The organism is Pontibacter ramchanderi (assembly GCF_002846395.1).
Lineage (GTDB): Bacteria > Bacteroidota > Bacteroidia > Cytophagales > Hymenobacteraceae > Pontibacter > Pontibacter ramchanderi.
Map to the genome: position 1 here is coordinate 107,382 of NZ_PJMU01000005.1, position 23,144 is coordinate 130,525.

14 protein-coding genes are annotated in these 23,144 nt (G+C 52.1%); 4 read left to right on the plus strand and 10 right to left on the minus strand.

The genetic code is table 11. The annotated features are described in order from the left end of the window. Positions 1–3: 3 nt before the first annotated feature. The 3 genes from selD to BD749_RS18510 all read left to right on the plus strand — a co-directional run bounded on the left by selD (position 4) and on the right by BD749_RS18510 (position 2,754). Complete coding sequence (gene selD, locus BD749_RS18500) at positions 4–1,056, plus strand: selenide, water dikinase SelD (RefSeq protein ID WP_101447289.1); 1,053 nt, start codon at positions 4–6, stop codon at positions 1,054–1,056. A 70-nt stretch (positions 1,057–1,126) separates the two neighbouring features. Beyond that, positions 1,127–1,897 (plus strand): alpha/beta fold hydrolase, encoded by a 771-nt coding sequence (locus BD749_RS18505; RefSeq protein WP_180336461.1) that lies wholly within the window; start codon positions 1,127–1,129, stop codon positions 1,895–1,897. A gap of 140 nt (positions 1,898–2,037) precedes the next feature. After that, a complete protein-coding gene (locus BD749_RS18510; protein ID WP_101447291.1) occupies positions 2,038–2,754 on the plus strand; it encodes an SAM-dependent methyltransferase in 717 nt (238 codons plus the stop codon). A gap of 70 nt (positions 2,755–2,824) precedes the next feature. Here the strand turns inward: BD749_RS18510 and BD749_RS18515 are convergent, their stop codons facing one another. From BD749_RS18515 to BD749_RS18545, 7 genes are all read right to left on the minus strand, one after another. Next, a complete protein-coding gene (locus BD749_RS18515) occupies positions 2,825–3,856 on the minus strand; it encodes a DUF4249 domain-containing protein (protein WP_245869443.1) in 1,032 nt (343 codons plus the stop codon). Between the two features lie 5 nt (positions 3,857–3,861). Further along, positions 3,862–6,219 carry a TonB-dependent receptor gene (locus BD749_RS18520; RefSeq protein WP_101447295.1) on the minus strand — a complete coding sequence of 786 codons (2,358 nt, stop codon included), beginning with the start codon at positions 6,217–6,219 and terminating at the stop codon, positions 3,862–3,864. A gap of 303 nt (positions 6,220–6,522) precedes the next feature. Continuing rightward, positions 6,523–7,962 (minus strand): SusD/RagB family nutrient-binding outer membrane lipoprotein, encoded by a 1,440-nt coding sequence (locus tag BD749_RS18525; RefSeq protein ID WP_101447297.1) that lies wholly within the window; start codon positions 7,960–7,962, stop codon positions 6,523–6,525. An 11-nt stretch (positions 7,963–7,973) separates the two neighbouring features. Continuing rightward, positions 7,974–11,186: a SusC/RagA family TonB-linked outer membrane protein gene (locus BD749_RS18530; protein ID WP_101447299.1), complete on the minus strand. Its 3,213-nt coding sequence runs from the start codon at positions 11,184–11,186 to the stop codon at positions 7,974–7,976. 899 nt (positions 11,187–12,085) lie between these two features. Beyond that, positions 12,086–14,239: a ferrous iron transport protein B gene (gene feoB / locus BD749_RS18535; protein WP_101447300.1), complete on the minus strand. Its 2,154-nt coding sequence runs from the start codon at positions 14,237–14,239 to the stop codon at positions 12,086–12,088. Positions 14,240–14,253: 14 nt separating this feature from the next. Then, entirely contained in the window at positions 14,254–14,502 is a 249-nt protein-coding gene (locus tag BD749_RS18540; RefSeq protein WP_101447301.1) for a FeoA family protein, read from the minus strand. 684 nt (positions 14,503–15,186) lie between these two features. Then, positions 15,187–17,640: a bifunctional UDP-N-acetylmuramoyl-tripeptide:D-alanyl-D-alanine ligase/alanine racemase gene (locus BD749_RS18545; protein WP_101447378.1), complete on the minus strand. Its 2,454-nt coding sequence runs from the start codon at positions 17,638–17,640 to the stop codon at positions 15,187–15,189. A 164-nt stretch (positions 17,641–17,804) separates the two neighbouring features. Here BD749_RS18545 and BD749_RS18550 point away from each other — a divergent pair, with 164 nt between their 5' ends. Next, a complete protein-coding gene (locus BD749_RS18550) occupies positions 17,805–18,755 on the plus strand; it encodes an EamA family transporter (protein WP_101447302.1) in 951 nt (316 codons plus the stop codon). Positions 18,756–18,851: 96 nt separating this feature from the next. Here the strand turns inward: BD749_RS18550 and BD749_RS18555 are convergent, their stop codons facing one another. The 3 genes from BD749_RS18555 to BD749_RS18565 form a co-directional block, all read right to left on the minus strand. Further along, positions 18,852–19,163 carry a hypothetical protein gene (locus BD749_RS18555; protein WP_101447303.1) on the minus strand — a complete coding sequence of 104 codons (312 nt, stop codon included), beginning with the start codon at positions 19,161–19,163 and terminating at the stop codon, positions 18,852–18,854. Positions 19,164–19,254: 91 nt separating this feature from the next. After that, complete coding sequence (locus BD749_RS18560; RefSeq protein WP_245869445.1) at positions 19,255–21,867, minus strand: DUF5686 and carboxypeptidase regulatory-like domain-containing protein; 2,613 nt, start codon at positions 21,865–21,867, stop codon at positions 19,255–19,257. Between the two features lie 81 nt (positions 21,868–21,948). Further along, the gene (locus tag BD749_RS18565) at positions 21,949–22,830 is read right to left on the minus strand and encodes a DMT family transporter (RefSeq protein ID WP_143741284.1); all 882 of its coding nucleotides are present in this window, start codon (positions 22,828–22,830) and stop codon (positions 21,949–21,951) included. Positions 22,831–23,144: the final 314 nt, after the last annotated feature.

Below are 23,144 nucleotides of genomic sequence, written 5' to 3' on the forward strand. Positions count from 1 at the left end.
ACCATGGAAGAAATCAACATAAAAGACATAAGACTCACCCAGTACAGCCACGGCGCTGGCTGCGGCTGCAAAATATCCCCGAAGGTGCTCGACAAGATCCTGCACACCGACATCCACTACCCCGAAAACGACATGCTGCTGGTCGGCAACAGCTCCCGCGACGATGCCGCCGTGTACGACATCGGCAACGGACGCGCCGTCATCAGCACCACCGACTTTTTCATGCCCATCGTGGACGATGCCTACGACTTTGGACGCATCGCCTCGGCCAACGCCATCTCCGACGTCTACGCCATGGGCGGCACTCCAACCATGGCTATCGCTGTGCTGGGCTGGCCCATCGACAAGCTGGCGCCCGAGGTAGCCAAACGCGTGATCGAGGGGAGCCGCAGCATCTGCCACGAGGCCGGCATACCCTTGGCCGGTGGCCACAGCATCGACAGCCCGGAGCCGATCTTTGGCCTGGCCGTAACCGGCATGCTCGACATCCCGAACCTGAAGCGCAACGACACCGCCACTGCCGGCTGCGAGCTATACCTGACCAAACCGCTGGGCGTGGGTATCCTGACAACAGCCCAGAAAAAAGCCATCCTCAAGCCGGAGCACGCCCACCTGGCACCGCAGCAGATGATGCAGCTCAACAAGATCGGAGCCGAACTGGGACAGCTGCCGCAGGTAAAGGCCATGACCGACGTAACAGGCTTTGGATTGCTGGGTCACCTATCCGAAATGTGCGAAGGCAGCAACCTGGCCGCTGAAGTGTGTTTCGACAACGTACCGGTCATACCCGAAGCGTTAGAGTACCTGGCACAAAAAGCCATACCGGGTGGCACGCACCGCAACTACGACAGCTACGGCCACAAAATAGCCGAACTCAGCCCAGACCAAAAGCACCTGCTCTGCGACCCTCAGACCAGCGGCGGCCTGCTGGTAGCCGTTGACCCATCCGGACGGGAAGAAGTGCTGCAGCTGTTCGAGCAGCATAACCTGCAACTCCAATCGCTAGGCACGCTTCAGGAACGTGGCAACGAGGAGAAGCTGATCCGGGTGGTATAGCGACCCTTTGCGTTTTGCTTTCGTAAGCCTACATTGATAACTGATAATTGACCCCTGTTCACTGATAAACATGAAACTACACTACAAGGAAATGGGCCACGGGCAGCCGTTGCTGATCTTGCACGGTTTGTTTGGCACCTTGGATAACTGGCAAACACTGGCCAAGCGGCTGGCCGAGCACTATAATGTATTTCTGGTAGACCTGCGCAACCACGGCCGCTCTCCGCACAGCGACCAGCACGATTACGACCTGATGGCGGAGGATGTGCTACGCCTGGTAGAGGAGCTTCAAATACCTACCCCGGCCATCATGGGCCACTCCATGGGCGGCAAAGTAGCCATGAACTATGCTCTGAAATACCCGACCCGTCTCACCAAACTGATCGTGGTAGACATTGCCCCGAAAGCCTACCCTCCGCACCACGACGAGATCATCGATGCCCTGCAGTCGGTGGACCTGAGCACCATAACCAGCCGTGGCGAAGTAGACAAGCAGCTGGCTAAAACCATATCGCAGGAGGAGGTGAGACTGTTTTTGATGAAGAACCTATACCGCAAAGAAGACAACACCTTTGGCTGGCGCATGAACCTCGACGTGATTGAGAAGAACTACGAAAAGATAGCAGCGCCCATCACGTCTGACACGCCATTCAAAAAGAACACGCTCTTTATAAAAGGCGGCAGGTCCAGGTATATTTTGCCGGAAGACGTCTATACCTGCATCGAGCATTTGTTTACGCTGGTGGAAGTAGAAACCATACCGAACGCCGGCCACTGGGTGCACGCAGAGGCACCGGACGAGGTATATGACCTGGTAACAAGGTTCCTGGATACGAACTAAGCAGCACTATTTGCATAACAAACACCGAAGCCGCGGCCCCAACTGCGGCTTCGGTGTTCCGATATAAGCCTATAACAGGTATAGCACCTTCAACAATTTAGCAGTTCAACATTCAACAATTAAAGCCATACCTTTGCAGCATGAAAAAGACCGGTACGCTATACCTTATCCCTACCATTCTGGCAGACGACACCGCCGACCAGGTGATATCGCCGCAGGTAAAGGATACCGTAAGCAGACTCACTTACTTTATTGTGGAGAACCTGCGCACCGCCCGTCGTTTTGTCAAAAGCATTTGCCCGGAGTTGGTAATCGAGCAGCTGAACTTTGTGCAGGTGGATAAAGATGCGACACCCGCACAGGTGCAGGCTTCGCTCAAGCCGTTGCTGGAGCAAGGTATAGACGGGGGCATTATCTCTGAAGCGGGCTGCCCAGGTATAGCTGACCCCGGAGCAGAGGTAGCAAAATACGCGCACCAGAAAGGTATACTGGTGGTACCATTTGCCGGCCCGTCGGCGATCCTGCTCAGCCTGATGGCTAGTGGTTTTAACGGGCAGCGCTTTGCGTTTCATGGTTACTTGCCAATCGAAAAAGGGCCACGCCTGCAGGCGCTGCGCAACCTGGAGAAGGAAATGCTCCAGCGGGACCAGACGCAAATCTTCATGGAAACGCCCTACCGCAACAACAAACTGCTCGAAGACCTGGTACAGACCCTGAGCGGCGGCACCCGCCTCTGCATTGCGGCCAATATCACCTCACCCGAGCACGAATTCATCCAGACCAAAACCGTTGCCGAATGGAAAGGCAAACTGCCCGATATACACAAACAGCCCGCGGTGTTTCTGATCTATAAATAATCTGCCTGTCGGCACTATATAGCGAGTCCTATATTCCGCTATGCTTATACCTGCAGCCTGACAGCAGCATTTACCAACCCTCAGGTATAGCCATGGTTGCATTTTTCATTACCCGGCAATCATCGGGGTAGCGGAACGGGGCAACGGGGTAGTCAATATCATTTCGCAAGATAACCACTTGCCTTGCGCTGACCCCTGAAACGTCAAAAAAACCGATTACCTGCTCATTTTCGTTGTTCACGCTGGTGATATTTCCCTTAACCTCAGCTGGTGGAGGATCAAACACGGTACCTGTGGCGAGCTTTTGCTGCTCCAGTATCCTGAAAAAGTTGTACGCCTCCTCGCTGATCGAATGCTGGTATACGGTCAGTTTGTTTTTCACCCCCAGGTATTTCTCAAAGGGCATGAAGAGTACATTCTGTCTGAGCACCTTCTTCCCGTTGGACAGGCGGTCATCGATCACTTTTAGCTGCTCCAGCCGCTCATCTAAAAAGCACTGAACGCAGCACTCTTTGGGTGCAGGTAGTCCGGTGAAGGGATGAATGTAGTCCCAGGGCTGCGTATTTACCTCGTACTGGGTATGGAAAGACCAACGCAGGAAGTTCTTCTCTTCTGCCGGGTCGGTATAATCCACGAGCACGTTGTACCCCGGAAGCAACTGCTTCTCGCGCTCTCCGGGGAAGGCAAAAGTTTGCTCAGCTACTTCAAACTGAACATCGTCTATCGCAATGGGCTCCCGCATCACAACCGGCTTCGATTGGTAAAGCTGATCGCCTACGGTAATGTTGAGCGTATAAATACGCCCGGGCGTGCCTATGGCCTGACTGCCGGGTGCCGGGAAATAGTACCCCTGCCTGTCGTACAAAAACATGTGCCACTCCCCTTCTTCGCTCGTCACTGTCACGACTGCCTTTTCCTCAAACTCGTTGTAGGGCGAGGAATGTGGCTGCGAGTAGCTAAGTCGCACATAGTTCAGACTGGCCTCATTCGTAAAATACCCTTCTACTACCAAGTGCTTTCTTTGGGTGCTCAGATCTGTATCAACCTGATCGATACAGCCCATGAGAAGCAGCAAGACGAACGGCAGCAACCTTCTTAGCATACGCATTAAAATTTGACATTGAAGTTGATGGAAGGTATAGGAGCCCCTATAACAGCGAGTTTATAGGCTGCCGGCGCCTCCCCGTAATAGTGCTGGTATAGCATGGAGTAGGCGTTTTTGCGGCCATACAAGTTATAAACAGAGAAGCTGCCGCTGTACTCGACGTTCCCTCGCTTGATGATCTCCCGGTTCAGAGACACATCCAGGCGGTGGTAATCAGGCATGCGCTCCTGGTTCCGGCCAGTGTAGTTGGCAAAAATCTGCCCCTGGTACCAGTACCAGGAATCGGCTACTGTAACAGGCCGCCCAGTGGTATAGGTAAAGTTCGCTGTCATTTTCCACTTCGGCCACAAGTGATAATCAGTGAAGATGTTCAGGTTGACCGGTTTGTCGTAGTTAGATGGATAGGCTTTTCCGCCATTGATGGTTTCTGCCGCAGTATTGCCGGCTATTGTTCTAAAAGACCTGGAGTAGGTGAGGCTCACCCACCCCGTCAGGCGCCCCTGGTTTTTCCGCAGCATCCACTCCGAGCCATAGGCATTTCCTTTGCCGAACAACAGATCCGATTCGAGCGTGGGGTTAAGCAGCAGCGTGGCCCCATCTTTATAATCGATTTGGTTATAGAGTTTCTTGTAGTATACCTCCCAGCTGAAGTCGTACCAACTCTCCGGGCTCGTGTAAAAATAGCCCAAGGCCACCTGGTCGGCTACCTGGGGCTCTATGTGTTTGTTCGAAAGCTTCCATACATCCACCGGGGTAATGGCAGCCGTGTTCGAAATAAGCTGAATGTACTGCCTGGTTCTGCTGTAACCCGCCTTCAATGAGGTATTGTCAGTTAATGAGTATTTAAAGGAAAAGCGTGGCTCGAACCCGTAATAAGTCTGCACGACCTCTCCTGCCCCATACGAAAGTGTATCTATGATATTGACATCGCCCCTGGGCTGCCCTTCAGCATAAACATAAGTATCTGAGGGACCGATTTTGGCAAACTGAGAGAAGCGCAACCCTGCCGACAGGGTCATCCTGTCTGTCAGTGTCATTTCATCGTTCACGTAGAGAGATGTTTCATAGCCTTTGTCGCTTTCCAGTCGGCGCCGGTTGAGGCTGGAACTGCCGTAGGGCACCAGCTCACCCGGATCGATCAGGTATACAGCTGCATCGCCACCGAAGTCGAGCTGATGCTTGTCAAGCCCGAAATAGCCAAAGTCCAGCTTCAGCTGTGTGAAATCTATACCTGAGTTAAGCGCAAACTCCTCTCCTATGGCAATGCCCTCGACCTTGTTTGCATAGTGGCTTTTAACCAGCGTGGCTATACCTGTAAAGTTGTTGCTGAAAAGATGGCTCCACTTAAGTGTGCCCAGGGTGTTTTTCCATTGGTAGGTTGTGTCGTTCGGGAACTTGAAGCCGTCGGCACTGTGGTAACCGGAGAAACTGATGGTGTTCTTTGGATTGAGCTTGTACTTGAATTTGACGTTGCCGTCGTAGAAATGGCCGGAGCTGTTTTTGATGTTCCGGTTGGGGAAGAGCTTCATGATGTAGCCCGGAAAGGCTCCTCTGAATGCCACCAGAAAGGTGAGCTTGTCCGACAGCGGGCCATCTGCACTAAACTTGCCGGATATAGGAGAAACACCGATCTCATATTTCATCCGCTCCTCATTCCCGTCCCGAAGGCTTACATCCAGAATAGAGGAGATTCTGCTCCCATACCTGGCCGATATGCCGCTTCGGTGCAACTCATAGCTTTTCAGGATATCGGGATTGTAGACCGAGTAGAAGCCGAACAGATGGTTGGCATTGAACAAGGGGGCATCATCCATCAGCACCAGGTTTTGGTCGGCACTGCCACCGCGCACAAAAAAGCCCGACGTGCCTTCGCCTGCATTCACCACGCCGGGCAGTGCTGAAACACTTCGCAGCACATCAGCCTCCCCTAGCAGCTTCGGCATGCGCGTCAGCATTTTCTGATCGATAAACGAGCTGCCCATGTGGGTGCTGTTGACGTCTGTAACAGGCCGGCTCGTAATCTCTACCTCCTTCAGCTTGAAATTGGTTCTTGTCAGCATCAACTCAACCTCCTTGTCATCCGCCACTGTAACGGACTCCTCAAGCGGCGCCATGCCTATGTACTGGCAGGTAATTTTGTAAGTACCCTTCTCTAAAAGCACCGAAAAGCGCCCCTGCTTATCTGTGAGCACGCCCTTATCGCCAGGTGTAATAACCAGAAAAGCACCTTCCAGTCTTTCGCCCCATGTTCCTCTTACTGTACCTGATAGTTTGTACTGTTTTGGCTTTGGAGTTTGGGCCCATGCGCCCAGTGCGAAGACCAGCAGTAAAAGGATAATGGCGACAGATTTTCGGGGCATACAAAGCCAGCTAATGTTCAGACAATCTTTAAATATACAAAGTTTAGACATTCAATTATCAACACAAGCAAAAGCTTTTTGATAAATATTTCATACCCTTAATATATCGGTTCTATTGGCTCTGAAGCCGCTCGCAGCGTCAACTGCTTCAACTAATATTCGGTTTATAAATTACCCTGTCTGGCAATTCAAAACGGTAAGTTCCTGTAAAAAGAAAAGGTCTCCGGATTCCGGAGACCTTTGCCAATGAAGAAGACTACTACCTAGTGTTCTTAAACTCAATATTCATTAATAAGTGTTTATCTATCGGATATCCCAGAATAGCTTAGTTGAGCTCTGGTCACCACCGATGGCTGACGCAGCAGCAGCATTGTTTCCTGGGTTAAGCGTTTGCTCGTTAACAGGATAGATCAAACGCTTAGGTACGATCAAACCATCTACCGGAGGAAGCAGGTTCGGAGCGTCTAATCTTCTCCAGGTTAACCATGCATCGTATCCGCGGTTGTAAAGTGCGATCCACTCCTGCGTACCGATCTTCTGTCTCCAGTCGCCAGGAGCCGTCAGGTAGTTTACGCTCGGCTGAGCCAGGTAAGCCAATGCCTGTGCTTCTGTGCCACCCCAGTAAGTGATAGATGCTGTCACTCCTTTGTTGTAGTGCTCGATGGCAGTACCACCTACGTTGTAACCTCTTTCCACGGCTTCGGCCAGCAGGAACTCAACTTCAGCATAATCGATCAGCAAAGCTTCGAAAGTAGGGGCTGCCACCTTCGCGCTTACAGTAGAGAAGCTGGTGAAGGTGTTAGGGAAACCATACTTACCGCCTACATACTGGCCGTTTACCTGTGTGAAGTAGAACTCTCTTCTTGGGTCGTTGCGCTGGTTCATGGCATCAACCAAAGTGTTGGCAGCCACATAGTCTTCACGAGTTGAAAGTGGACCTTTCACGTTAGAAGAGATTGGGTTGTTGTTCGGTGGAGCAGACAGGTATTCGAAGGCTGCATTCTCAGCGTTGCTGGAGATAACGCCACCTGCACCCGGTGCAGTTGCCGACTCGGCCAAGGCTTTTGCTCTGGCATTGTCAACATCGGCTACTACCATACCTAACTTCAGCTTCATGGAGTTACCGAACTTAAGCCAATTCGCCATGTTGCCGCCGTACAGGATGTCACCGCTACCACCAAATCCGGCAAAAGCAGGGTCAAGCTGGTCTACAGCTACCTCAAGGCGAGACAGGATATCGTTGTAAATAGTCTGCGCATTGTCGTATTTAGGTAGTGCATTCTGCGGATCGAGCGCCTCAGTATAAGGAACATCGCCAAATGTGTTTACCAATACAGACCAGGTATACACTTCCATGATCTCTAACTGAGCCAATTGGTTTTGTTTAACGCCAGCCGCAAGTGTCGCGTCATCGTTAATCAACCTCTTCGCTTCTTTCAGGTCATTAAGTACGTCACGATACAGCGTCGTCCACATGTTTTGTGGGATCAAACGCGAGGTCATGTTGTATCGTGGCTCATCCAGGTACTGGGTGGATGTCCAGTGCTGCACGTAAAAACGATAGTTGTTTGTGTTAACGTTTGGTGTTGTCAGCACATCCATCAGGTTCTTGGTGGCACCCGTGAACAGGGTCACAGCCGGAACAGTCGTTGCTCGCTTCTGGTCAATGTTATAATCTTCCAGATCATCTACGCATGATGCCAAAAACACCAGCGAGAATAAGCATATGATAAGTTTCTTCATTTTCTGATAATTTAGAAATTTAATTTAACGTTGAAGCCATAAGTTCTAACAGCTGGGTAAGCACCAGACTGGTAACCTCTGCCTGCATTGCCTGAGCTCAAACCTTCTTCCGGATCTGAGTACTCCATGTTTTTGTGGATGATCCACAAGTTACGACCAATCAGCTGAAGATCAACGCCTTTTACAAAGCCAAGGTTCCCAACAAGCGATTGAGGAAGTGCATAAGAAAGAGCTACTTCTCTCAGCTTCACAAAGCTACCGTCATACACGTACCAGGCTCTTGGAGCGCCTTCGTAGTTATTGGCAGCATAACCGTAAGGTGTCATACCGTCACCGTCCTGGTTTTCAGCATAGATGTCGTTCGGAGTACCGTCTTCTTTAACACCTGGCAGCAACACACCACCACCTTCGTCAACTGGCAGACGTGAAGGGTTACCTTTTGCGTTCAGGCCAGCCGTGTGAGCGTACAAGCCTGTCGCTTCGCCGTACCACTGGTCAAGCGAGAACACGTCGCCACCTTTGCGTACATCGATCAGGAAGCCAAGTGACACACCCTTGAATGTTACGGTGTTGTTGAAACCACCAGTCCAGTCTGGGTTTGGATTACCAATGATCACGTCAGATCTGTCAGACAGCAGGTAATAGCCGTTTGCTCCAACTGTTCTCTGACCATTTGTGTAAACGAAGTCGTTACCGCGGATTACACCGTAAGGCTGGCCGATAGCAGCGTTAAGAGAAACACCACCCTGGAAAGAAGCAAGTGTCAGGTTCTGCACGTCTTCGTACAGGCTGATAACTTTGTTTCTGTTACGGGCGAAGTTGAAGTTCATGGTCCAGGTGAAGTCACCAGTCTGGATAGGCGTTACGAAAGCAGCTACCTCGAAACCTTTGTTTTCTACCTCACCGGCGTTCACATAGCGGTTTGTGAAACCTGACGCAGCTGTCTGGCTAACCGGCATGATTTGGTCGATCTGGTTTTCTTTGTAAACCGTGAAGTCGAAACCGAACAGGTTGTTGAAGAACTCAGCCTCTATACCTGCTTCCATACTCTTCTTTCTTTCAGGCTTAAGGTTAGGGTTGTTCTTAGTGCTTGGCATCGAGAAGATCGGAGTAGAACCAAAGCCGGTTGGCTTGTCATATACGTCATAGATACTCAACGGAGGAGCGTCGTTACCTACCTCGGCATAGTTAATTCTTACTTTACCGTGTGATAACCAGGAAGTTTCTACCAGGTTAGAGAACAGTACGTTCACACCGGCAGCTGGGTAGAAGTAAGTATTATCGTCTACTGGCAGCGTAGTTGACTTATCCTGACGGGCAGAAAGCTCCATGAAGTAAGTGTCTCTGAAGCCGAAGCTCGCGTTAGCGAAGATACCGTCTACACCTCTGCGCCAGTATGTTTCTGTTGGAGGGTTAACCGGGCTGGCTGAGTTAGAGATTGAGTAAAGTCTTGGAACAACCAGACCACCGTTCGTTGCTGTGAAAATAGATTCAGCACGGTCTCTGCGAAGGTTCGTACCCAACAAACCATTGAATTTAAATTCTTCGGAGATGTCTTTGTTGAAGTTCAACATCAGGTCGAAGTTGGTCTCGTTGAAGTCTCTGTTGTATCTGGAGTAGCTGCTCAGACCAGCACTACCAACCGCTACACGCTCTTCCTGCATGTCAGAAGTAGTGTTGAAAGAGGCTCTACCCAATGCGCTCATCCAGTCAGTGATCTTGTAGTTTACAGTTGCATAACCGTAGATGTTATCTCTGCTGTCGTTTGAGTAGTTCTCGTACTGTGTCCAGTATGGGTTGTCAGAGTAGATCGGGCCTGTGTTGGAGCTGTTCCAGTTCCAGGTGATGTTCTGTCTGTTTCTGAAGTAAGCATCTTTCTGCTCTTCCAGGTCCACGTTGGTTTGCCACCACTGGCGGAACTGCTGGTTCGGATTGTTACCGCTATAGCCGGTACCATATCTACCCACACCCACCGTACGGGTATAGTTACCTGAAGCAGAAACTGTCAATCTTTCAGAAGCTTCGTAAGAAGCATTGAAGTTGAACATGTCTTTGTCTATGGTAGAGTTAGGCAGGTTACCTTTGATGTCGTTACGGGTATAACCCAGGTTAAAGGTAGTCTTGTCGCCACCGCCGCTTACTACAACGCTCTGGTTAGAGTTAAGGCCTCTACGGTAGAATGAAGTAGGGTCGTTCTCAGCCGCTACCCATGGTCTTGTCTTTCCGAAGTTAGGGTGCAGCGGATCGATCGCATCCCACTGGTATACCTGCAAGTTCGGATCGAATCTAGGACCGTAAGAGGCGTCATCCTGGAATCTTACCACCGGTGCTACACCACTGCCCAGGTCACGGGATGCACGGAAGCCCTGGAAATAACCACCACCGTACTCTTTCTGGTATTTCACATACGTGCTCTTGTCGATGCTGCTCCAGGTAACACCGCTGTTTACAGCAATGTTCAGGCTGTTCTTAGCACCTTTCTTGGTTGTGATCATGATAACACCGTTCGCTGCACGAGAACCGTAAAGCGCTGTTGCGGCCGCACCTTTCAGTACGTTCACAGACTCAATGTTATCAGGGTTAAGGTCGGCTGCAGCGTTACCAAAGTCAGCACCACCACGACCAGTAGCCTGGTTAGAGCCGTTGTTGTTGGCGTTACTTACAGGCACACCGTCAATTACGAAAAGAGCCTGGTTTTCACCAGTAAGCGAAGAGTAACCACGGATGATCACGTTTGTAGAACCGCCCATGGTGTTGTTGGTTCTGATGTCCAGACCAGCTACTTTACCTGAAAGGGAGTTTACTACGTTTTCGTTTCTGGCGCGGGTAATCTGGTCGCCGCTAACTTCCTGAGCTGAGTAGGCCAGCTCGTTGCGGTTACGCTCGATACCCAGGGCCGTTACCACTACCTCACCCAGCTGGCGTGTATCTGTTCCCATAGACACGTTCAGGGTAGTGTTGGTACCGATTGGGCGCTCAACTGTCTGATAGCCGATAAATCGGAAAACAAGGGTGTTGCTGCCTTCCGGCACATTAACAGTATAGGTACCGTCCGCTCCTGTGGCCGTACCCACCGATGTGCCCTTCACCAGGACTGTAACGCCTGGCAGCGGCTGATTTGTACTAGCATCTGTCACCGTACCGGTGATTGCTCTGACCTGCGCCATGGCCTCGTGGATCAAGGCCGACACAAGTAACAGGCATAGCATTAGAATTTTTTTCATTGCGCTGTTTGTTTAGGTAAGAATTAAATCAAAATAATTAAGGTGTTATTTTATCGCTGTGCTGTGTAGTAGCTACAGACCTTACATTTTGCATAAAACTGAGCAAAGGCTTACTCTTTCTTCGATCACCTCCTTCTTCTGGTAATTACCTCCGCCCTCACTGTTTGGCGCTGACCGCTCAAGCTGACTTGATGGATCGCTACTAAAGGCCTTGACCAGAATATTGGAACCAACATTTCATGGACCCGGAAATCCGGCCCAAATCAGCACTTCATCGTCAACAGATCACTGTATCAGACGCCAGGAAAGCTAAATTTTATTAAATTATTTATCGGAATAAGGATATAGCTGTAGCCAGAGCAGACGATAACGGCCTGAAATGAACAGTCTGATAACCTTAAAGCAGGCTATGTTTTTTCAAGAAATACTTAGGAGGCCGCTAGCTTATTAGAGATTGGTAAGCGGCAGTGGGGTAAAAACGACTCTGAGAGAAGTAGAAGTCTTTTCATTGTTTTATTTGTTTAAGGTGAGAGAAGCTCAATTTTAAAGAATGTTTTCGGTTTTCACAAATATTTTGTGCGTTTTTTGATCTCAAAAACAAATTCCAAGCATCTGTCCAGTTACTTTTAGCCGTTTATTCTAAGCGGTCTTTCAGCAGAACGGCAAAAGCTCCTCTTTATACGAGCATCTATGATAAAGGATAAATTAATTCAATACTATAGTAGAAAAATTAAATTCTTAAAACATAAGATGAACAAAATCAAGATTTTAACCAGGCGCTAAGGCAGGTATAGCACCGCTCCAGCACCAACGCTTAGCTGATTCCTATACCTCCTAAACGCCAAGAGCCCGCCTCTGAGTAGAAGCGGGCTCTTGGTATTTAGGAGTAAACCGTAGGGTTAGCTCATCAATTGGAAAACGGCAAAGGCGGAAACATAGGCCAGGCCGGTCATGTAAACCAGCTGCGCCAGTGGCCACGTCCAGCTCTTCGTTTCGCGGCGCACGATAGCCAGCGTACTGATGCACTGCATGGCAAAGGCGTAGAAAATCAGCAGCGAGAAGGCCCGGGCCGGCGTGAAGAACGGATTGCCGTCGGCATCCTTCTCCGACATCAGCTTGTCTTTTATCGTGCTCACGTTCTCTTCCTCGCCTATACTATATATGGTAGAAATGGTACCGACAAACACCTCGCGGGCAGCGAAGGAAGTGAGCAGGGCTATACCTATCTTCCAGTCGTAGCCGAGCGGGCTGATAGCCGGCTCAATGGCCTGACCGAATTTGCCCGCGTAGCTCGACTCCAGTTGGTAAGCAGAGATCAGGTTATCTGTCTGCATTTCATTAAAGCCCTTTACTTCGGCTTCGGCTACAGCGCGTTCCTCGGCTCGCTCAAAGCTATCGCCTGGTCCGTAAGAGGCCAGCACCCACAGGATAATGGAAACCGCCACGATGATCTTGCCCGCCTCGAGCACGAAGGTCCTGGACTTCTCAAAAATGGTGAGGCCCACGTTTTTCCAGCGCGGCATGCGGTATACCGGAAACTCCATGATAAAGTAGCTGCGCTCGCGGGCCTTGAGCACCACCTTGAGCAGCAGCGCCGAGAAGATAGCCGACACAAAGCCCAGCAGGTATAGCCCCATCAGTACAATGCCCTGCAGGTTGAGGAAGCCAAAGTAGTACACCTCCGGTACCACCAGCGCGATCAGTACGGTATAGACAGGTATGCGGGCTGAGCAGCTCATAAGCGGCGTCACGAAGATCGTGATCATGCGGTCTTTCCAGTTCTCGATGGTACGCGCCGACATCACAGCAGGCACCGCGCAGGCAACACCCGAAATCAGCGGCACCACACTCTTGCCGTTCAGACCAAACTTGCGCATAATCTTGTCCATCATAAACGTTACGCGGGCCATGTAGCCGGTTTCTTCCAAAATGGCGATAAAGGCAAAAAGGATGGCGATCTGAGGTATAAAAATCAGCACACCTCCCAAACCAGCGATCACGCCCTCGGTGAGCAGGTTAATGAGCGGGCCGCTGAAGTTCTCCTGGATCAAACCATTGAGCGCGGCGATACCTTCGTCGATGAGGTCCATAGGGTAGCTGGCCCAGGCAAACACCGCCTGGAACACAAGGAACAACAGGCCTAGGAAAATCAGGTAACCAAACACGCGGTGGGTCAGAATCTGGTCGAGCTTGTTGCTGAACTTCTCCTCCTCTTTTGCCTTGTTCACGCGCACGGCGTCCAGCAAAATCTCGTTGATGCGCACATAGCGGGCTACGGTCTCGTTGGCCTGCGCTGTGTTCGATTTAAATTCGGCCGCTTCCAGCAGCTGTGCGATCCATGCTTTGTCCTGCTCGGAGAGGAAGCGCAGGTTCTTGTATTGGTGCGCGTAATGCAGCGCCAGGTAATCGTTGCGAAGCGAAAAACGCTCTCTGATCTGAGCAACAAGCGGCTTCAGGTCTGCCGGCACATCAAAAAAAGGCGTGTTGGTAGGAGCCAGCTGCTGCGACATCACAATTTTGAGGGCGGCTATACCTACGCCTTTTCGGGCATTCATAGGTATAACGGGCACCCCGAGTTCGCGCTGCAATACCTCGATGTCGATCTTAACGCCTTCGGTCTCTGCCACGTCCATCATATTGAGGGCGAGCACCGCAGGTATGCGTAAGTCGGCCAGCTGCGTGAACAGCAGCAGGTTGCGCTTCAGGTTTGAGGCGTCGGCCGTTACAATAACGAGGTCTGGAGAGTGCTTGGAGGCCGGATCGTAGAGCAGGTCGATGATCACCCGCTCGTCGAGCGACTTGGGGTACAGGCTGTAGCTACCGGGCAAATCGATGATCTGTGCCTTGAGCTGCGGCGTCAGTTGGCTGAGGCCGGTCTTTTTGTCGACGGTAACACCCGGGAAGTTGCCAACCTTTTGGTTAAGGCCGGTAAGTTGGTTGAAAAGTGAGGTTTTGCCCGAGTTCGGGTTGCCAATCAGAGCGATTCTGGCCACCGGATGGTGAACGGATGCTTTTTTGGCTTCTGGCGCTTCCGCCTCTATAGTAACAGCCATGTTGGTAAAAAAATCTACTTCAGCAGAATGGTTTCAGCTTCGTCTAAACGCAGAGAGAGGGTATAGTCATTCACGATAATGGTAACAGGGTCTCCAAAAGGGGCTTTGCTGCTAAGCTTTACGGGGGTGCCGGGTATGCAACCCATCTCGAGCAGTTTAAGCGCCATCTCAGGGTCATTAAGGCTGGCGATCTCTCCGCTTTCCCCGATCTTCAGATCGCGCACACTCTTCTGCTGTTGTGATTCCTGTATCCTGTTACGCACGATTTCTCTTCTTTATTTAGACTGTTTATAAACAACTGCAAGATACAAGCTGTTCCCCGGTATTGCAAAAGAATAGGGTTCATGATTTGAAAATGTGAGGATTTGGGGACGGGAAAATTTGGAGATGTGGAAACTTGAAGATTTGGAAATAGATGTGCTAATGTGGCAATGTGTTAATGGATCAGTGTGCCAATGGTATAATGTACTGATGGCGAGTTCAGATGTTGGATCTCTTTGAATTTTAAAGGAGCAGTTGATTTGTGATCTGAGAGCGAATTTTCAGTACAGCGACGTCGTACTGGTGTGGGCTTGTTGTGGTTATATGCTGAATTGGTTTCAGGGCAGGTATAGGAAAGCGTCTGCTTATAGGTATAGCATATGTTTCAGGTATAGCATAGGCCCAAATATGATGACATTATGCCGTCGACTCAATTATTCTTCTGTCATTTCGACCTTTGGAAAAAAACGGAAGTAGTGCTAAGGCATTGAAATGTTCCAAATCTCTCCATGTTGCCGAGATGACAAGTTAGGTCTGTTATTCCTCAGGTTAACGGCAATGGTATAGGACAGGTATAGCCGCACCAGCCTCTACCGACAGCTAGCCTATTAACTTAGGTCACATCAACCCACCACCATTACTCCCATTCCCCCCATTAACCCACTTCCACATTGGCACATATCGTCCTACTCTGAGAAGAAGATGCGCTTGACGCGGGTGCTGACATTGGTGAGCAACTCGTAGGAGATGGTGCCGATGCGCTGTGCCAGCTCAACCAGCGTGAGCTGAGGACCGAACACGGTCACTTCGTCGCCTACTGCGGCCGGTATACCTGTTACGTCGACCATGCACATGTCCATGCACACGTTGCCGATAACGGGAGCCCTGCGGCCATGGATTAGGACCTCGCCTGCGCCGTTGCTGAAGCGGCGGTCATAGCCGTCAGCATAGCCGATGGCGATGGTGGCGATGGTCTTGTCGGTGTCGGCTATACCTTTGCGGCTATAGCCCACGGTTTCGCCCTGCCGGATGTGCTTGATTTGCGAAATGGTGGTTTTGAGCGTGCTCACCGGTTGCAGGGCCTCCTGCTCAGAACCCGTAGACTCCACCCCATACAAACCTATACCCAGCCGCACCATGTCCAGTTGGTGCTCCGGGAACCGTACAATGCCCGCTGAGTTGAGAATGTGCTTGAGCAAGGTATAGCCCAGGCGCTTTTCCACTTCGGCGGCCAACGCCCGGAAGTTCTGCAGCTGCATTTTTGAAAAGTCGTCGTGCAGGGCTTCGTCGGCACCGGCCAGGTGGCTGAACGTGCTCACCACACGCACCTGTGGGTGGCGGGCCAGCAAGTCAAACAGTTCGTCAAAATCCTCTTCTGTAAAACCGAGGCGGTGCATACCCGTGTCAAGCTTCAGGTGGATCTTGTAGCTGGTATCGGGCTGGGCAGTGGCCAGGAAATCGCGGAGCAGCTCCAGTGAGTAGATCTCCGGTTCCAGGCTGAACTGGTGCAACTTGGCCAGACTGTCCGGCGAGGGATTCATGACCATGATCGGCAGCGTGATGCCATGCTCGCGCAGGCTCACACCTTCGTCCACGTAGGCTACGGCCAGGTAATCTACCCGGTGGAACTGCAGCAGGTTAGCCACCTCGAAGCTGCCGCTGCCGTAGGCGAAGGCTTTCACCATCACCATCAGTTTAGTGCCCGATGCGAGTTTGGAGCGGTAGTGATTGAGGTTGTGTACCAGCGCATCCAGGTTCACTTCCAACACCGTGCCGTGCACCTTCTGCTGAAAGGCCTGCACGATCTTCTCGAAACCAAATACCCGCGCGCCCTTCACCAGGACCATCTCGTTTCGGAACTGCCCGGCATTGAACTGCTCCAGAAATTCGGCGGTACTGGCATAAAAAGCCGTATCGCCACCAAATTTCGACCCGTGGGCCTGTATAGTAGGGCCAATCCCGATCAGCCGCTCTACTTGGTGGGCTTTGGTGAGAGCAGCTACCTCGCTGTACAGTTTTTCCTCCGGCATACCTGACTCCAGCAAATCGGAAAGTATAAGTGTGCGCCGTCCCCGCTTCGGCTGACTGGCCAGCAGGTCGAGGGCGATGGAGAGACCGGCCAGGTCGTTGTTGTAGGTATCGTCGATGAGGTAGCAGCCGTTGATGGCTTCCTTCATTTCGAGGCGCATGGCCACAGGTTGTAGCCGGTCCATACGGTCTTGCAGGGCCGTCAGGTTGGTGCCGCGCTGCAGTAGGATCGCCAGGCTGTGCAGGGCATTCTCTACCGAGGCCTCGTCCGTGAAAGGGATGGCCAGACTGTGCTGCTCGCCCCGGAAGGTATAGTTTACGATGGTTTTATGACCGGAGACAGTGCTTCCCAACATGAGCAGATCGGCGCCAGGCAGATGCCGTGACCAGGTAAAAGCAGGTATGCCGCTGGCCTGCACCGCGTTATGTATCAGCTTATGATCGAGGCAATAGAAAAGCAGCTCTACCTCACCGAAGAGTTTCATTTTTTCGGCCACCTTCTGGTTTTGGTCTTTAAAGCCTTCGTCGTGGGCGCTGCCGATGTTGGTGAAAAGACCGAACGTGGGCCGGATGATCTGCTGCAGTTTTTGCATCTCGCCAAGCTGCGATATACCCGCCTCGAATATCCCGAAGGTATGGTTCGTGTCCAGTTGCCACACCGAAAGCGGCACCCCGATTTGGGAGTTGTAGCTGCGCGGGCTCTTCACCACCAACTCCTCCGGGCTCAGTAGCTGCGCCAGCCACTCCTTCACGATGGTTTTGCCGTTGCTTCCGGTAATGCCCAGCACAGGTACATGGAACTGCGCCCGGTGCCAGGCCGCCACTGCCTGCAGTGCCTCCAGGCTGCTTTGCACCTGCAGGATGCTGGCCTCCGGGTATAGCCCTGCCAAATCAGTTGGGTCCTCCACCACAAATTGCCTCACACCTTGTTTGTAAAGCTGCTCCAGGTATAGGTGCCCATCGTTGTGGCGCCCCCGGATGGCAAAAAACAGCGTACCGGCCGGCTGCGAGAGCTTGCGGCTGTCGGTAAGCAGGTGTACCACAGGGCTGTCGGGTTGCAGCTGCACTAAAGTGCCTCCCGTGATGGCTTGAAGCTGGTGAAAGGTAAGCATACGCATCGCTATGAAAGCCCAAAGATAATGGATTCAGGTGATGGGATGTGGTGGGCTCCCGGAATTAAACTACGCTGCAGTTGAAGTTGAAACAAGAATACTACCTACTATATAGCAGCTTTTTAGAAAGCAAAACGATACCTTTGCCCTCTTTTTAACTTTTAATGGAAACAACGAACACCAAACCATACTACGCGGCAGGTATAGCAGCCTTCGTCATCTGGGGCTTTATTCCCTTCCCGCTCAAGGCGCTGGCCGACTACCCGAGCGGTCAGATCCTCTTCTTCCGGGTGGCCTTGTCTGTACTCCTGCTCTTGCTGATTACGGTGCTTTTCCGGCGCAAGAACCTGCTGCAAACCATTGCCCTGGTAAAAGCCTCCAAGCCGCGCGAGGCCCGCAGGTTCCTGCTCTTCACTTTTCTGGGCGGCTCGCTGCTTACCATCAACTGGCTCACGTTCATCTACGTTATCAACCACATCAACATCCAGACCGGCTCATTCTCATACCTGCTCTGCCCCATCCTGACGGCTATGCTGGGCTTTGCGCTGCTCAAAGAAGAGTTGCGAACAAACCAGTGGGTGGCCATTGGGCTGAGTGCACTGAGCTGTGTGCTGATCGGGACAGGTGAATTGACGAGTCTGCTGTTCAGTTTGCTGATTGCGCTGAGCTATGCCTTTTACCTGATCACGCAGCGCATCCTCAAGGTATACGACAAGATCGTGCTGCTCACGCTGCAACTGTTGCTCGCTTTTGTGTTCATAGCCCCGTTTTACAGCCAGCTCAAAGGCAGCTCGGAGGTGGCGCTGGACGGGCATTTCTTTTTGATGACAGGTATACTGAGTGCCGTCTTTACGGTGCTGCCGCTGTTTCTCAACCTCTATGCCCTCAAGGAATTGACCTCCGGCACCATCGGCATCCTGATGTACATCAACCCGATCCTCAACTTTGTGGTGGCTTTTGTGTACTTCAACGAAGAGACCACGGCGGTGAAAGTGGCGGCTTATGTACTGATCTTTATCTCAGTGATCATCTATAACATTAACCTGAAAGGACGCAAAAAGACGGGCGCCGGCCTGGTGATTCCGCCGGTTGGCACTACGGCGGTGGGTAAGTAGCTTAGCCCACAACAGCAAGAGGCCATACCTGCTATGCGTACAGGTATGGCCTCTTGCTTCTTATCAGCTATTGTCTGCTGTAGCCTGGCTACAATTTTAACGTTGCTTCTTGGGGTTTCTTTGCTGCTCTTGCTTTTCCATTTCTGCCCGCTGGCGCGCCACAGAATCTACGTTAGAGGGCAGGTTGCCAAAGCGGTCGGCCTGCTCGCCTGTTACAGCCGTGTCGCCGATGGGGGCAGGGCGCGGACGGGTCAGGTTTTGCGCGGACTCGCTTTTGTTTGTGATAGCTTCGGCTGTGCTGGTGTCATCTACCGGGTCTGACTGAGGTCTTTCGCCACAGCTGGTGCCCAGCACCGCCACCAGGGCCAGAGCCAATCCTGTTATAAAAATATCTTTTAGCTTTTTCATGTTCGTTTCTGAAATGGTTAGTTCATGTCCATTTTCTAACGTCCATCCGGTGCGTTTGGTTATGGTACCGCTTTCAGGCCAGATGAGTACCCTAAAAACCGAGCCCCACCCGCAGGCCGGAGTGCACTTTCTCCCGCTCCTGAAACGAGGTGAAGAAATCGACACGCAGCACTTTGAAGATATGCTCTATACCGAGCCCCAACTCCAGGTAGTTAGCCGATTCGCGGGTGTTGAGGTAGTGCAGGCTCACCACTTCCTGCCACTTCAGTTTGCGGAACAGCGGTATTTTGTTGAACAGGAAACCATTGAAGTGATGCTCGTAATGCCCCTCCAGGTAGCGGCTGCTGGTGCTGTACCTATAGTAGTCGAGGAGTTGGAAGCCGGTGTAGACGCCCGCGAAAATGGTGCGGTTGCCGTTGAAGTGGCGGTAGTCCATCAGGCGCATGTTCTCCTTGCCCCAGAAGGTACCCCCCGTAAAACTATACTCGCTGCTGCCGAGCAGGCCCAGACTGAAATCGTCGGAGATGCGTAAGGCCAGAGTCGCATACCTTACATCGCCGCCCAATGATTTGATGCCACCCCGATAGCCAAGCGAGAATGTAGGCCAGCGCGAGCCGATGTTGATCTTGCGGTCGGGCCGGGAGATGTAGTTCATGCCCGGCCGGAAGGCAACGGTAAAGGCAGCCGTAAGGGCCTGATGCGGATCAAAGGAGGCGTCGGCCAGTTCGGCGTTTTCGGGCACGTTGGAGGTAAAACCGACACTGCCGCTTTCCCGGAAGGTATGGGTTGCGGTGTTCTCCAACGGCATCCGGTGACTATAGTCGAGCGAGGCGAGGAGGGTGACGCCGTTCAGTATTTCGGAGCGATAGTTCACGCGGGCGTAGTCGCGCTGGTAGAGCTTGAGGTAATTGCGCTCCATCAGCAAGGTATAAACCGTGTTTACAAACGGCGAAATGGGGTTGGTAGAGTTGATCTGGTCTACGAAGCGGCCTCCCTCCAGCGACACATTGCTTCGCTTGATGGGGTCGTAGGTATAGCTGAGACGCAGCCTGGCATTGAGCTTTTCGTTTGAGAAGCCGTAGCGGATGGTGGGCTCTATTTCGTAAAAGCGACGGTCCTCGAAGTTTTGCCGAAACTCCATCCCCACATTGGCCACCACTCCCTCCACAGTGTTGTACTGCAGTATGCTGGCCCCTCCCCTCAGGCTCACCAGCGGGTCGAAGCGGTAGAACCTACGCGCATAGGTATTGGAGTAGGTATAGCTCCGCATGAACAAATTGCCAATACTTGGTTTATTCCGGATGCGGTCTACGGAGTCTTTGTACACTTTGGATTCGCGGATCACCTCCAGGCTGTCCTTGCGCTCGTAGTCCAGCTGCTCTTCCTGAGTAAGCGGCACAGGCCGTATTTCGGCCCAGTAAGCGGAGTCACGCTGATTGGCCTCTTTCTCCACAACCAGCACTTCGCGGCTGAAGAGTTTTTCATCGTGTATGGCTAGCTGCTCTTCGGGAGTGACTTCTTGCGGTTTCACGACACGGGCGCGCTGCCTTCGTGCTGGCTTCACTTCTACTGCCACGGCATCTTCCACCACCTCCGGCTCAGGCTCCACTACCGTTGGCGGACGGCTGTAGGCGGGTTGCACCCTGTAGTTAGAGTACACGCCGGTGGCATAGCCGCCTCCCTTAAAGCCAAGCCCCGACGCCTCGAACGTAAACCGCTGCGATACCGGCATCCATACGTGCTCCTGCACCGGCGCGTATACCTGCCGCACCCGAATGAAATCGACGAAATCAATGCCGGCGTTTTTTGTGAGCGTGAGGTCGGTGCTGTGGATGCGCCAGGAGCCGTCTACGATGTAGATGCTGCCCTGGAACACAGGATCGTTCTTCCGACGGGGAATAACTTTGATCTTGTTGATGGTGCGGCCGTTTTCCTCGAACGTACCCTGGTACTCGAAGCGGTAAAAGAAAAGCGCGTTGTTAGCCAGCGGCGACACAAATCCCCGTTCACTCAGCCCTTCTACCCGCAGCAGGTTATCATAAAAGCTGATGTTCATCTCCGAAGCCTGGTTGAAGCTGAAGCCCTGCTTCTTACCGCTCACTTTAGACGAGATCACCCGTTCGCTCACTTTGTTCGGTTTCTTGAAATGCAGCTCCGACACCGACTCCGACAGGTATACAATACCCGTATCGACATCGACCACCCGCACGCCCAGCACCTTGCCCGGCACTTTGTCCATACGGGCCACGCCTTTCATATACACGCGGGCGCTCCAGGCATTCACTTCGTCGCGGTGGTATTTGCGCAGCCGGATGGCGTTGCGCATGATGGCGTAGGCGGGGTCCTCGTCGGCGGCCTTCACCACCACCTCTTTCAGGTTGAGCACTTCGGGCAGCAGTTGCACGTTCAGCTCCTGCGTGTCGTCTCCTATAGTTACGGTTTCGATGCGAGCCCTGTAGCCAACGTACTTGAACTCCAGGGTATAGGTGCCGGCCGGCAGTTGGAGCTGGAAATGGCCCTGGTCGTTGGAGGCGGTGCCGCTGGCCGTCTCTTTGATGTAGATGCTGGCAAAGGGCAGGCCCTGATTGTTTTCGTCAATGATGCGTCCGCGCAAGGTACCCGCCGCAGCAATGACCGGCAACAGGTATAGCAGGAAGAGCAGGAAGGCAGGGCGCATGCTTTTGTTTCGGATGTTCGGTTTCACAATTTAACAAAAACGACAAAACCCTGCTTTTGTGTTTGGATTTTCGCGTTTTTTCAGCCCTTGGTATACCTGCCAGCCTGGCTATACCTGGGGCAGCTTTGTTTCGTGGGCCTCGATCTCGCGTTGCGACAGCCGGTTTTTGTAGCGCACATTCAGGATAACCCCCACCAGCACCAAGGCCATACCCAGGTAAGTGGCCAGCTCGAAGTGCTCGTCGAACAGGATGAAACCCAGCACCAGTGCGTAAATGATGCCGATGTAGTTCAGGTTCGCAACTTTGGATATCTCCTCGGCCTGGTACGACATGGTCATATAATATTGCCCGAGCTGTGTGAGGATGCCAACCATGAGCAGGATAGCCCAGTCCCAGCCCTGCGGCTGCACCCAGGTGAAGATGGAAAACAGACCTGCGATCGGGAGCGCCACCAACGGGAAGTAGAACACGATAACCAGCGGATGCTCCCGGGTGTTGAGCCGGCGTATGGAGCTGTACGCCAAGGCGGAGAATACGGCACTGAGTACGCCCATCCAGACGTAGAAGGAATCGGCACTGGTGTCAAGCCCCTCGATGATGATGATTCCCGCAAACGAAACCGCGAAGAACACCCATTGCCAGGGCTTTACTTTTTCCTTCACGATAAATACGCCCAGGATCGTGGTGAAAATTGGTGATAGGTACTGAATGGTGGCTGCGGTGGCCAGCGGAATATTTTGCAGGGTGGTGAAGAACAGCATGAGTGCAGCCGAGCCCGTGAGTCCGCGCGCAATCAGCAGGCCCTTGTTGTTCCCCCACACATTTACTTTTTTGCTGTGCAGGGCCACGTAGCTCATCGCCAGCGACACCAGCGAGCGAAACAAAATCACTTCGACGGCCGGTATATGCGGCACCAGTTTCACGCACACGTTCATGAGCGAGAAAAACAGCGTGGACAGCAGCATGTACCGGACTCCTTTTGAAAGCATAAACCAGATTTGTAGTTTGGATTTACAAAGGTGCGGCGAATTAAGTTTAGTTGCGCAGCCAAATTGTGGGATTGCTGTACTAAGCCGGATTGGGGTTTGTTCAGATAGCAAGGCCAACTTACCTTTTCCTGTTTAAGGCGTGAATCCTGTGGTAGCCTATTAACAGGTATAGTTTTCGGGTGTCTTTATACCTGTGCATGATTAATATCCCCCCACACTAAAGAAACCCACTTATCCCTATCTTTGACAAAGCAAACCCCCTTCCGCCGCAACTCTTAAGCGCCTATACTTGTTTTAAACAGGAGCAAAACGAA